Annotated in this window: 10 protein-coding genes; 3 read left to right on the top strand and 7 right to left on the bottom strand. The window is 47.0% G+C overall.

All coding sequences use genetic code 11. The features are described from left to right. Nucleotides 1–28: 28 nt before the first annotated feature. The 5 genes from KI655_RS07065 to tcuA all read right to left on the bottom strand — a co-directional run bounded on the left by KI655_RS07065 (nt 29) and on the right by tcuA (nt 7,143). Complete coding sequence (locus KI655_RS07065) at nt 29–2,260, bottom strand: hypothetical protein (RefSeq protein WP_373417277.1); 2,232 nt, start codon at nt 2,258–2,260, stop codon at nt 29–31. Nucleotides 2,261–2,633: 373 nt separating this feature from the next. Continuing rightward, nucleotides 2,634–3,116, bottom strand: a complete 483-nt coding sequence (locus tag KI655_RS07060; RefSeq protein WP_285403084.1) for a peptide-methionine (S)-S-oxide reductase — start codon at nt 3,114–3,116, stop codon at nt 2,634–2,636. A 185-nt stretch (nt 3,117–3,301) separates the two neighbouring features. After that, a complete protein-coding gene (locus KI655_RS07055) occupies nt 3,302–4,414 on the bottom strand; it encodes a tripartite tricarboxylate transporter substrate-binding protein (protein WP_285403064.1) in 1,113 nt (370 codons plus the stop codon). Nucleotides 4,415–4,676: 262 nt separating this feature from the next. After that, nucleotides 4,677–5,765, bottom strand: a complete 1,089-nt coding sequence (gene tcuB / locus KI655_RS07050; RefSeq protein ID WP_285403062.1) for a tricarballylate utilization 4Fe-4S protein TcuB — start codon at nt 5,763–5,765, stop codon at nt 4,677–4,679. After that, complete coding sequence (gene tcuA, locus KI655_RS07045) at nt 5,752–7,143, bottom strand: FAD-dependent tricarballylate dehydrogenase TcuA (protein WP_285403060.1); 1,392 nt, start codon at nt 7,141–7,143, stop codon at nt 5,752–5,754. The genes tcuB and tcuA overlap by 14 nt, the downstream gene beginning before the upstream one ends. Before the next feature lie 173 nt (nt 7,144–7,316). On the opposite strand from tcuA, the gene KI655_RS07040 reads away from it, so the two are divergent. The 3 genes from KI655_RS07040 to KI655_RS07030 are packed head-to-tail and all read left to right on the top strand — an operon-like array spanning nt 7,317 to nt 10,487. Further along, nucleotides 7,317–7,997, top strand: a complete 681-nt coding sequence (locus tag KI655_RS07040) for a response regulator transcription factor (RefSeq protein ID WP_285403058.1) — start codon at nt 7,317–7,319, stop codon at nt 7,995–7,997. Further along, nucleotides 7,981–9,399 carry a sensor histidine kinase gene (locus KI655_RS07035; RefSeq protein ID WP_285403056.1) on the top strand — a complete coding sequence of 473 codons (1,419 nt, stop codon included), beginning with the start codon at nt 7,981–7,983 and terminating at the stop codon, nt 9,397–9,399. The genes KI655_RS07040 and KI655_RS07035 overlap by 17 nt, the downstream gene beginning before the upstream one ends. After that, the gene (locus tag KI655_RS07030) at nt 9,396–10,487 is read left to right on the top strand and encodes an ABC transporter substrate-binding protein (protein ID WP_285403053.1); all 1,092 of its coding nucleotides are present in this window, start codon (nt 9,396–9,398) and stop codon (nt 10,485–10,487) included. The genes KI655_RS07035 and KI655_RS07030 overlap by 4 nt, the downstream gene beginning before the upstream one ends. Before the next feature lie 85 nt (nt 10,488–10,572). Here the strand turns inward: KI655_RS07030 and KI655_RS07025 are convergent, their stop codons facing one another. Together KI655_RS07025 and KI655_RS07020 are read right to left on the bottom strand one after the other, a co-directional pair. Continuing rightward, the gene (locus KI655_RS07025; protein WP_285403052.1) at nt 10,573–11,448 is read right to left on the bottom strand and encodes a DMT family transporter; all 876 of its coding nucleotides are present in this window, start codon (nt 11,446–11,448) and stop codon (nt 10,573–10,575) included. Nucleotides 11,449–11,519: 71 nt separating this feature from the next. Continuing rightward, on the bottom strand, nt 11,520–12,992 hold the full coding sequence (locus KI655_RS07020; RefSeq protein WP_285403050.1) for a carboxypeptidase M32: 1,473 nt from the start codon (nt 12,990–12,992) through the stop codon (nt 11,520–11,522). Nucleotides 12,993–13,031 lie beyond the last annotated feature (39 nt).

Below are 13,031 nucleotides of genomic sequence, written 5' to 3'. Positions count from 1 at the left end.
TTAGGGTGAAATATCTGGCATTTACTGTTTATTCAGCATTCACCAAAATTAGCCCCTGATAACCACTCATTTCAACTTCAGTCACTGGTTCACCTATGTTGCCTTGCGCGTCCACCGGACTCATCTGTTGGTCGAGCTGAACAGTAATGACGGGTGCCTCAAAGTAACTGGCGTTTCGTCCATGGAAATCGGTTCGATACAGTACCATTCCTTTATCAAATTTGCGTGCCAGAACCATCTCTTCGGGTCCACCATTCACGACTTGATTCTCTGATTGGTATGCAAAATAAGTGTAAGTCGGTAAAACATGGGCCATGCCGTTAGGAAGATCTTGATGTACTAGTTCGCTCATCGCGCTATCGCCAACAATGGCGTAGTCAGCAGCATAGGGCGTCGAAGTCGATAGCATCAAAGGTATCGCATTATGACCTTCTGGGATTGTTCCAGAGGGCGCACCAATATCGACTTTGAGAAGAGATGTAGGTTGATACGCGATGTTCTGTGCGATACCACTGGTATAGTAATTACCGCTCGTGGTGTTGTGACTGCCATACAGGTAACTGCTGTTCCATTGATTGAAGTAGCTTCGATCGGTGTGGTGGTTAAGGTAATAGATCGCGAGCGCTGAATATTGGTCTTGCTGCCAATTATTTTGAGTGTTACCAAAATACTGCACGCGTCCGTATCGTGTAGTCGCTTGGAAAATCACCTTTTGCCCCGCTAGTGCCAAGGCGGAGTTATCCCAGAACTTAGAAATCCCCGCGTAGCCGCTAAAGCCGGTGGTCGGAAACAGGTAGTGCTCACGTAAGTATAGTGAGCCGGCGTCGATCAGATGCGATTGTCCGTTTCGACCATAAAGATTAGCCGTCCCAATATTCAGTCCTATCAGTGACCCCGGTTGGTCGGTGGCCAGATGGTTTAAGAAGGCAGAAAACTGCTGCTTGTAAAGCGTGTCTGCTTCATTAGAGCCAGCTACCGCTTGAAGCTCGTCAATATTACCGCCAGAGTGAACATAGAACTGATTGTTGCCAAGTAACTTGTTAGTGTCATCGTTGTAAGCCCCATTAAGACCCTGTTCAGCCCAGTTATTGGCGTGATAGGCAGACATTGCGTCTTGATAGTCGTTGTTAGCTAAATTTGTTAATGCCCAAGAAGAGGCCTGATTCCACATTCGGCCGAACGGGATCACGCGCGATTCCCAACGAAAGCGTGCGGTCGCATTTTTGTTTGTACGGGCCTTGTATTCAGAGTTAGATAGATAGTTATCGTTATTGAGATCGGCAGCGTGATCAAAGCCTCTGATCTTACGCCATCTCTCTATTGCTCTTCCATCTGGTGTTGTCTCTGCTGCGTCAGTCAGTTTCACCGTTGGGAATGAATTTTTGAGTTTGATCTCTTTCAAGCGTGGGCGGTACTCAGCGTCGTTCCAACGAATACGTACTGCGTAAAGACGACCACCGTCTCTTAGGTATTCAGACCCAAAGTATTGGCCTCCACCATAACTGGCACCACTGCCATCGTGCGTAGTGGCTCGCTTCCAATCATCCGGCATATGCCAAATCACTGTTTGGTTTTTGGTCATGTTGAGGGTTTTGTCTTTCTTGATTTGAATGTTCTGCCAGTTGGTGACTTGACCACGTTCGTCGATAGCACTTGGGTATTCGATAGAGAAACTGCCGCCCGTTGCAAACTGAGAAAACTTCAGTGTTAAACGGTCAAAGCGTTCGGAGTGATAGACGTAAAGTGCACCGTCATTGTCAGAATGTTCAAAGACATCAGCATCCCAAGGTGGTTGTTGGTAAAGCCAGAAGCCTGCGTGTGATTGGTTGACGGTGTAACCGACAATCATGGGCTTTCTGTTGAGAATGGTATTTTCACCGTGCGTTGCATCCACTTCGGCAATCACAGTGTCTTCGGAAAAGTGAAGGAAGAAGTCTTCATAGTTTAGGCCGTTGGCCTCGGCATAATTTCGCAGTTCATCTTCAACCCAACTCGAATTCACTTCGAGTTTTTGATTGTACATGTAACCCAAGGTGTTGGTTTGTGCATTGTCGCTGGCTTGCCCGTAAGAGCCAAAAACAATGTCGCTGTTGTCCAGCTCCCAATCGATGACCTGTTGGGCTGTTAGAGCATCTCCGTTGTGATTGGTTGTAGATTCATGTTGCCCTGGAAGAATAAAAGCAGCACCTGCAGAAGGAAACTCAGTTGAAAGCGCGTTGAGCGAGATAGCCCATAGCGAGACTGTTAATATAGTTTTCATCATTCCCACAATTCCAGCAAAAATTGAGCAAAAAGCGATACGTCAAAATGACAATCAAATTAGGAAAAAGTATTGTTGATTGGACTTGTGGATTCAAGGCACAGACAGGCGCTAATTATTATGCAACCTGTTTAAATTACTTTAAATCAACTAGCTAGAATGGCGTTTTTTTAGCGTTTTATATAAATTTTATTGTTTGTTTTAGTGTGAAGTCTTGTTCGAGGATTCTCAATTTGAGAATTTAGTTGAGATAGAAGGATGACGCAGAAAGACAACATCCCAACAGATTTTGCCGAAGAATATTAGTGTTCAGTGTGATCATTGCAACGTGTGTTAGCCTAACTGGCGCTATGACCAACAATAAAAGAGGCTACTATTTCGCTTTGTACTTGTGTAGTAGATCCCATGGAATATGACACAGGTGGTGATTCTCTGGGTGGAGTGAAAGGTGATGCTGGTGGATGTCGTCGCTCGGCACAAAATGAGTAAGAGGCAAAACCTCTAGAGTGACTTGTTCAGCATCATCTCGTGCTGAAATGAAGTGTTTGGCTTGTTCGAGGTGGGTTGGGTTTTCACTGTAGATACCGGTTCGGTACTTTTCGCCAACGTCATTTCCCTGCTTGTTGAGGCTATATGGGTCGATAATCTCAAACAGGTGTTGGATAAGCGTTTCAACGGTGACTTTGGTGGAATCAAACTCAACTTCTACGCATTCAGCATACCCATCGTATTCACCTTGGGTGGTTGGATTGGTGCCATTAGCGCGACCTGCTTTGGTGTCTTTAACGCCGGGTACGTATTTAATAAACTCTTGCACGCCCCACAAGCAACCACCGGCCAAGTAGATCTTCTCGATTTGATTCATTTTAAACTCGCTTTTACTGGATGCGAGCATTGTCAAAGATACTGCTGATGTTTGTCAATGAGGTTAAGAGGGCGTTTTCAAGTAGGATTTAGCGGAGAGAAGGCAGCCCGTTATATCGGAGGCTGCCTGAAGTAGCAGTGGGCTTCAGTCAGAAGCGCGTGTTTAGAAGCGAATGTTTAGAAGCGAACGTTGTAGTTTTGCGTTAGCCAGTTTCGAATCCATTGCTGGTCTTGTTCTGAAATGTTCAACGCCATGCGAAATGCGTTTTCAGCGTTTTCGTTTACCGCTTGTGGGTAGCTACCGAGGATTTGTGGAGAGCGTGTTTTGAATTCTTCAGATTCAACCACTTCTTGGGCTGCTTTACGCCATGCTTGGACGATCTCTTCCGGTGTATCTTTTGGTAAGAAGATGCCTTTTTGCGCGGCGAACCCTGCAACAAAGAAAGAGCGCCATACATTAAACTCTGTGCCTTGCGGTTTCTGTCCGTGGATCATTTCATAAACTTCTGCGAAGTGGGGAAGGTCTGGGAAGGTTGGATCACGTTGCAGCTCGCCATTGGCGTTCATGACACCCCAAGACATAATTGGAATGGCTTTTCCTTCTTCCACCAGTGGTAGTACTTTTTTGATGTAAGCCGCTGTCGTTTGGTAGTCGGTATTCACTTCTCCACGCTCAAAGGCTAAGCGGCCTGCACCTCGACCACTCATGCCGAAGATCGCTTGTACTGGAATATCTAAGATATCCAAAGCGAGTAGTGGTACTAAGTCGAGGGATGTTGCCCCTTGGCTCGCGTATTTAAGCTCTTTTCCTCTTAGCTTGACCAGTTCTTGCGCTGAGTTAATCCCTAGGTCTTTGCTTACGTAGAATACGCCGCCTGTTGGGGTCGCCAGCACTGGGTTCCAGTCTTTGTATTCATAAGCAACACGTCGATCGCCTAATAGGTATGGGAGCTGCGTCGATCCTGATGTGCCTAATACATTCAGGCCATTAGTTTTGGCGCGTCTTTGAAATTGGTTCGCCCCTTTCGTTGAACCACCACCGGGAACGTTCTTGATCACCACAGTAGGTTCACCGGGTAGGTGTTTAGAGAGCATTGGCGCGTAGAATCTAGCCCAAGTATCCGAGCCGCCACCTTCTTTAAACGGAACGATCCATTCAACACGTTTCCCTTCGAGGTTTACCTCCTCAGCTATGGCGACGCTCGATAGTGTGGCGAACGCCATTGTTAAGCCTAGTGTTATTGGTCGAACAAGCTTTCTGAGGGTGGTTCGTTGTTTGGAATTGCTCATGTCACTACCTCTTGTTATCTCAATTATTGGAGTTGTGAAGGTCATCAATGGAAATCAGATGAAGAAACGCGTTCGCATTTTGACCATGAGTTAACGTTAAGGGGCTAGCCTGTCATCGACCTGTCGCGAGATAGTTTTGAGTGAGAGAATTGAACTTATTTTATATTTAACTTTATGATTATTATGAATATTTAATCCCTGAAAACCGAATGACCCCGACATCAATAGAAGTCGGGGTTGGTAGAATTTGTTGATTTTAAAACTACTGCTCGTTACGAATCAAAGCTGCTAGTCTGAAGAAACCATGCACCATTTTGCTGTAAGGCATTAATAAGAATAGAGCGGCGACACTCGCTAAGTGAATAGCAAGCATGAAAGGCAAAAAGCTGGTATCGCCGAGTATCCAAAGCAGTAATCCAGTTGTGCTCACGGCGAATAACAGTGCAATAAATGCCATTTCGCCACCCCATACTCGAACATCACCTAGGTTCTTATCTGCCTTGGTTTTCAAGACCATTAACCCTAAAGTACCCGCGCTGAGTAAGAGCCCGCCTGAAACGCCGAACAGTTTAGGGAGTGAGAAAAGCCCGTAAGGTGCAGGAATGTTCAGAATGTAGTGCATCAAGGTAGCAACACTGGTGGCTGCAAAGCAGAGCAAGAATCCCCACATGGTGGCTTGGTGGAAGTAGCGTCTTGCGTGAGAGAAGCGGTCTTCATCTTCAAAGTTACACCCGTGACCATGACCACCGGCTAAGTTCTTCATCTTTCCGGCACTGATTAACGCGTTTTTCACATGTGAAACCGTAATGGATTGACCATTGATACTTGTCCAATAACTGCGGATGCTAATCGCAACAGCAAGCAGTGGGAATAGGAACATGGGAGCAAACAGCGCCACCAATACGTTATGAGAAACGAGATCGTAAAATGTAGTGTCTGAGCCAGTTGGAGAGGCCTGCATGACTAACATGAACAGGGCGAATGCAGCGATAACTAAAGACGCAATTGCTACACCGCTTTTATGAAAACGACTCGCAAGGGCTGCGGGAAACGCATGCTGTTGCCAAGAGTCCTGACGAACTTGAGCAAGTGCTTTTGGCACATTTAATTCGAATTGATGCGGGGCAGTAAATTGGCACGCGTAAAAGCATCCTCGGCAGTTGTGACAAAGGTTGGCGAGCTGAGAGATGCTGGCATCGGAAAACTCGCGCTCTCCGTGCACAGCAGGGAATACAGAGCAGTAGCCTTCACAGTAGCGACAAGCGTTACAGATTTCGAGTTGTCGACGTGCTTCTTGAATCGGGGTGATGTCGGTTATTTCAATGGTTTGAACCGTACTAGCGTTGTGCATAATCTGCGGCCTCCTTGCCTGCAATTCGACCAAAAACTGTCCCTATAGCCATACCAAATCCAGCTAAATACCCTTGACCAAGAATGGAGCCCGCCATGGTTTCTCCTGCAGCCCACAAGTTTTTGATTTGGCTATCGTTGATACTTTGTACCTGTGCGTTTTCATCGACCTTTAAACCAAGGTAAGTAAAGGTCACGCCTGTTTTTAGGCTGTAGCCATAATAAGGGGGCGTGTCGATAGGTCTTGCCCAGTTGGTTTTGGCTGGTTGAAGGCCTTCGGTGGCCAAGCCATCCAATTCGGTAGGGTGGAAATCTCCCGGGCGACAAGCAGCATTGAAGTCAGAAATTGTTGTGTTGAGTGGCGCGGCGTCCAATCCCATTTTTTCCGCCAGCTCTTCCAATGTGTCAGCTTTGATGGGTGGGAAAACAGACGGCATGAACAGGTCAATGGATTTAGAATCAATGATCACATAACCCGTTTGTTCCGGTTGGTCTGCCACTAATCGGCCCCAAATCGCGTATCTTTTGGGCCACACGTCTTCACCTTCATCATAGAAGCGCTGCCCATGTTTATTAACGACTATTGAGAAGGGAACACAATCTAAACGAGTGACAATACCGCCATCGTATTGTGGTGAGCGTCCATCAATCGCAACAGCGTGGCACTGAGTTGGGTCACCAACCGATTGAGCTCCTTGATCGAGTAAGTTCTTGAGTACAACGCCTCGGTTATAGGGCGTGCCACGAATCAGGAAATTTTGAGCCGAAGGTCCCCATGCATCAACCAACCAGTCGCGGTCGGCTTGGAAACCGCCAGAAGCAACCACAACACTGTTTGGCGACAGGCGCTTTACTGAGCCTTGATGGCTAAATTCAACTTGGGTAATGGTTTGGTCTGTGACCTCTAAGTGCGTCACTTGCGCTTCGTACAGAATATCAACGCCAAGCTGTTCAGCCGTTCGATAGTAGGCATTGACTAAGGACTTACCGCCACCCATGAAAAAGGCGTTTGTACGAGAAAGTGAAAGTGTGCCCGACAACGATGGCTGAAAACGCACACCTCGCTGTTCCATCCAGCGGTAACACTCTTTGGTATTTCGAATCACCAAGCGTGCGAGGTTTTCGTCGGTTTTGCCCTTGGTGACCTTCATTAAATCATCGAAAAATTCGTCTTCGCTGTAGGTATCGGTAAGCACATCCATAGGGTCAGAGTGCATGCAGCGAAAATTGCGCGTATGACGAGAGTTACCTCCGCGATAAGGTTTTGGTGCGCCTTCCAAAATGATCACGCTTGCTCCAGATTCTGCTGCAGTCATCGCGGCGCAAAGGGCTGCATTGCCACCGCCAACAACAACGACATCGTAATGTTTGTTCTTCATAGTCCACCCAAATTTGATTGTTTTTATAGGCTTTTCGAAGTGATCATAGCGAGCAAGCCTGTCACAAACCTGTCGTGCAGAAATCACAAAATAGGACTTTTTATCGAGGATCGTGCGGAAAGGTGACAAAAATGATTTAGAGTAAGTTGTTGGATTTATAAATAGGGATGTTTATGAGAATTCTGGTCGTAGAAGATGATGAAGTGTTGGGTGAAGCGATTGTTCAACGGATCCAAAGGCAGGGACATGGTGTCGATCTGGCGCAAAATGGAGGCGAAGCTGATGCGATATTACAGCATCAGGAATATGACTTTATTATCCTAGATTTAAACCTCCCCAAAATGAACGGCGAGCAAGTGCTGAAAAAGGCGCGTAAACGAGGTACGTCTACGCCTGTGTTGGTACTGACGGCTCGCGGGCAAGTGGAAGACAGAATTGAGTTACTTGATTTGGGAGCCGATGATTACTTAACCAAGCCATTCGATTTCGGTGAGTTGGAGGCGCGCTGTCGAGCACTACTGAGACGATTTCGTGGTCAGGCGGAGAATGTGATTCGCTATGGCAACCTTAGTTTAGATCGCAACGCTTGTTCTGTTTCCATCGATGACCAGACTGTGGATATCAAACAGCGAGAGTTTCGCTTGCTTGAGATTTTTCTGACCAATACCGGCAAGGTGATGAGCAAAGATGAGTTGCTCGATAGATTATGCAATTTTGACGAAGCGCCAAGCCCGAATGCCGTGGAACTCTATGTGGGTCGACTGCGCAAGAAACTGCAGCAGAGCGACATTGAGATTCGGACTCTAAGAGGGCTAGGGTATTTACTAGAGGGGTATCATGAAGCCCAAAGGTAAGCGCTCGATACGAAGTCAGTTCGTGATGTTGTCCGTTGTTTTACTTATCACCATGGGCACCGTGGTTTACATACTTGCGGATAACTACGGGAAGCACACCGCCAACAGCTCCTTTGACCAGTTTTTAACGGGCGCAGCGCTTCAGATCTCAGAAAACATCAGTCTTCAAGAGCACAAGATCGCCGTTGATCTTCCTTGGTCTGTGTTTGAAACTCTGTCTTTAGCAGAGAATGATCGTGCCTTTTATCAAATCATCGACATGCATGGGGTTCATCTTACTGGCTATCAAGATTTACCTTTATCTGACGAGTGGGTTTCTTCACCCTCAACGGCTTCTACAACCCCAGAAGCACTATTTTATGATGCCATTTACAGCGGCGAAGAGGTGCGTTTTATCGCTTACGGAAAGCTGCTGACAGAGACGAATTATTCTGGATTGATCACCATAGTGATAGGGCAGACTAAGCGAGCCAGAGAAGCATTTGCTGTCGATATTACTCTCAACGCCATCCAGCTGGTTTTTCCTTTTATTTGTGCCGGTTTCTTTCTGGTTTTACTGGGTATCTGGAAGACACTGCAGCCAATCAATCGACTCAACCGCAGTATCGCAAGGCGTACTTCATCCGATCTTACGCCCATCAAGCATGAAGTGCCCGCCGAAATTGTTCCTCTGGTAGGGAGTATCAATCGATTTATGGCGCAGCTTGATAACAGTTTGGATCGCTTAAAGAATTTCACCAGTGAAGCTGCCCATCAATTGAGAACACCATTGGCAGGTATGCGTTCTCAGACCGAAAATGCCCTTACAGAACCAGACGATAAACTAAGAGAAGCACAGCTGCAGCGGGTATTGGAGTCTTGCGACATGCTTGGCTGCACAATCGATAAGCTACTAGAACGGGCATCACTTTCTCATCGCATGCAGAGCCAGCAATTTGAAGCGGTCGAATTGGATGAGCTGGCAAAAAAGGTGTGTCGAGAGGTCGTGTTATCGGCGCTGCAGAATGGCGTAGACATTGGTTACATCGGCTCTGTAAAAGCGACCGTATATGGTGACGAATTTGTACTTTCGCAAATGCTTCGCAACGTGCTGGAAAACGCCATTAAACACAGCAAGCGTGGCGACGCGATTGATATAGAGTTGCATGAGCTTGAGACACCCAACAAGGTGATGTTGCTGGTGAGGGATCTCGGTGTCGGAATTGAAGATGAGGAGAAAGAACATGTATTTGAGCGGTTTTATCGCAGCCCAACCAATCCGCGCTCAGGAACTGGCCTCGGGCTTGCTATCGTCAAAGAGATCGCCGATTTTCACCAAGCGGAATTGGAGCTACTCGACAATAAACCGCAGGGACTCATCGTGAAGTTTGTTTTTCCGACAATCGAAAGGAGTACACAATGAGGCTGGGTGGAATAAAGTCATGGTTAATGCTTTCTTTGGTGGCGGTTTGGTCGCTTCCAGCCACCGCAGCGCCTAGCGTTAAACAGAGGCTTAAAAACAGTGAGTTACTGGTTCGAGGGGCGGTCGATATTCGTGAAATTGAACCTTTTCTCACCGAGTTTCGACGAAGAAACCCCAACATCGAGTTGACTTATATCGAATCCAGCACCATCGAGCTTTACCAAGGTATGGTGAGCGGTGATTTTGCTGATGCAGACGTTATTGCAAGTTCGGCAATGGATCTACAGGTGAAGCTAATTAACGATGGTTACGCGCAACCTCATGTGTCCCTTGAAACGCAAAGCTTGCCCAAGCGAGCCAAGTGGCGTGATGAAATTTTTGCCTTCACCTATGAGCCTGCTGTGATCGCATACAATCATAAGCTCTTGAAACGCATTGCCTATGAAGAAGAGCTAGAGTTAGAAACTCGCGCCGATATGTTGGAGTTTATACGAGAGCATAGCGACAACATGGATGGTTTGATTGGCACCTTTGATATCGACAGTGTCGGTGTTGGTTACCTTCTATGGTCATACGACAGCCAACAAACAGCGAGCTATGGTCGTATTCTAGAATCCTTTGGTGTGCATAACGTCAGGTTGTATTCCAGCAGTAAAGATATGTTAGAGTCGCTCAATCGTGGTGATATCGCTTTTGCATACAATGTGTTAGGCACTTATGCCAATAGCGCGACGCATAAGAATCCTGACGTCAAACTCCTGCTGCCAACGGACTATACAACGGCCATCATGCGCACAGCCTTTATCAATAAAGACGCCAAGAATCCTTATGCCGCTCGCCGTTACATTGATTTTCTGCTCTCGATGAGCGGGCAGCAATTGCTTGCCGATACGTCCAGCTTATCTCCAATCCGCACTAAGGTTGTCGCTAACAATAGTGATACGTTCTTTTTCCAGCAAGAGCACGGGCCAATTCGAAGTATTCCACTTGGGCTTCGATTGTTGGTGATGACAGATGAGTTAAAAAGAGAGGTGTTGATTGATGAATGGAAGAGCGCCTTAATTCACCCCGACTCACTCGATCATTAGATAGATGCGTGAGTGTTTCTTAAAATCTACAAGATAAACCCTAAGAAACACTCTGCTCAAATTTCTAGGCAAGCGATGGGCTGTGTTACTGCCACATCACCAAAATAGCGGCAATCGCAATGAAGAATAGCGCCAGCATGTCTTTGTTTTTGACCGGCTCTTTCAGCCAGAATATCGAAATCAGCATGGTAAAGAAAACTTCAATTTGTCCCAGCGTTTTGACGTACGGAACTGCCTGTAGCGACATCGCACTAAACCATCCAAGAGACCCGATAAAGCTTGCAATACTGGTCATGATCACCAGCTTAGGTTTGGTAAACATCAGCCTTAGCGTTGCGCGATCTTTAATGATCAAATAGCTCAACAAGAGAATGGTCTGAGTAAGAATAACGATAAACAGTACCCAAGCGGCGCTGTGTGGAAACGGTAAGTTGAAGCTCAAGCTGGCTTCACGAATCCAAAGCGAGGTGAGGGCGAAGGCAGTACAACACGCCAGACCAATTGAGGCTGTTTTTAGTGACACACTGCGCACGCCATTGGCACAACTAAGTAGAAATACCGCGACCATACCAAAAGCGACACCTACCCAACCAAGTACTGTCAACGAGGTGCCGAAAAACAGTATCCCAAGTACAGCGGAAACGGGAGCTTCACTTTTTGCTAACCCGGCACCAATAGCAAAGTTACGCTGCTTAAACAGCACCACCATCAAGCCAGTCGCGATGATTTGCATCACCGAAGCACCCGCAAGAAAAAAGTAAGAGTGCCCAGAGAATGTAGGCATTGGCGCATCTTGATACTGATACAGACAAAACAGGTAAATTAGGGCGAGTGGGCTTGCCCACAAAAAGCGCGCGAGCGTTACCCCAGAGACATTCAAGGTTTTGCTTAGTCGGCTTTGAAAAGCGTTTCTCCATGCTTGGCTAGAAGCGGCAAGCACAGTGAAGAGTATCCATTCCATGGTCGGTTTCCTTGGGAAGGGAAAGAGAGCAGCGCTGGTCCACGCTGCTCGATATTGTTTTAGCTACAGGGTTATAGGTAGCGAGCTTTTAGGTGATCTTGGAAGAACTTCGCGTTCAGTGTTTCACCCGTCGCGCCTTTCACCAACTCATCGGTGGTCAGTAGGCTACCTTTGCTCCAGATATTGCTCTCAAGCCAGTTAAAGATAGGGCTTAGATCGCCAGATTGAATCACTTGATCGACGTCGACGGTTTGCTTCATCGCTGCCATGAATTGTGCCGCGTACATTGCGCCCAATGTATAGCTCGGGAAGTAACCAAATGCGCCGTCTGTCCAGTGAATATCCTGCATACAGCCATTAGTGAAGTTACCTTGAGTGCTTAGCCCTAGGTAATCTTGCATCTTTTGGCTCCAAAGCTCTGGTACATCGGTATGTTTGATGTCGCCATTGATCAAGTCACGCTCAATCTCGTAACGCAAGATAACGTGCGCAGGGTAGGTAAGCTCGTCAGCGTCGACACGGATGAAGTCTTTCTTCACACGTGTGTAGATCTTCTTAAAGTTCTCTTGCTCAAACTCTGGGCCAGTGAATTGATTCCCCGCCATGCGCGCTAAGTGGGCGATGAAGGCATCACTGCGGCCAACTTGCATCTCAAAAAATAGAGATTGAGACTCGTGAATACCCATAGAGCGCGCTTCACCTGCTGGGGTGCCTGCAAGTGATTTTGGTAGCCCTTGTTCGTAGCGTGCGTGGCCAGTTTCATGAACAATACCCATTAGCGATTGTACAAACTCAGATTCATCGTAACGCGTGGTAATACGCACGTCCGAAGGTACACCACCACAGAATGGGTGAACACTTTCATCCAGTCGACCATGTTCGAAATCGAATTTAAGCAGCTTCATCACTTCAAGGCCGAGGGCTTTTTGCTTCTCTGTTGGGTAGTTGCCCGCAGGTACGATTAATTGTTCATTAGATTGCTTATCGATCACTTGATCAATTAGGCCCGGTAGCCATGTTTTCACGTCACTGAATAGCGCATCGAGAGAAGCAGAGTTGGTGCCCGGTTCGTAGATGTCTAGCATGGCATCGTAAGGCGTTAGGCCTGCAGCGTCAGCACGGATTTGTGCCTCTTCGCGTGAAAGCTCAACCACTTCACGCCAGTTCTTCTCAAAACCGACCCAGTCATTTTCACCGCGTTGTGTGCGCCAAGCATGCTCACACTTCGAACCAGCCAAAGATTTGGCTTGAACCAGTTTTTCAGGGAGTAGGTTAGCTTGTTGCCACTGTCTTTTAATTTCACGCAGTGATGATTGCTGTTCTGTGTTTAGATTTTCATTCTCAGCATCTGCGATCCAATCGGCAAGTTGTGGCTGTGTCATTAGACCGTGAATGTGAACCGACAGCTCGGCCATTGCTTCACTACGAGCTTGGTTACCACCAGAAGGCATCATTGATGCGGCGTCCCAGCCACAGATTGCAGATAAATGTTGGAAGCGTGAACATTTTTGAGAATGTTCAACCAGTTTTTTGAATGCGCTCATCATAATTCCCTGAGAATAAAAGAAATAGTTTATCAACCT

It is taken from the genome of Vibrio sp. D404a, assembly GCF_030248535.1.
Classification (GTDB): Bacteria; Pseudomonadota; Gammaproteobacteria; order Enterobacterales; family Vibrionaceae; genus Vibrio.
Note: the sequence above shows the minus strand (reverse complement) of the source record. Positions and strands in the feature narration are given on the sequence as shown.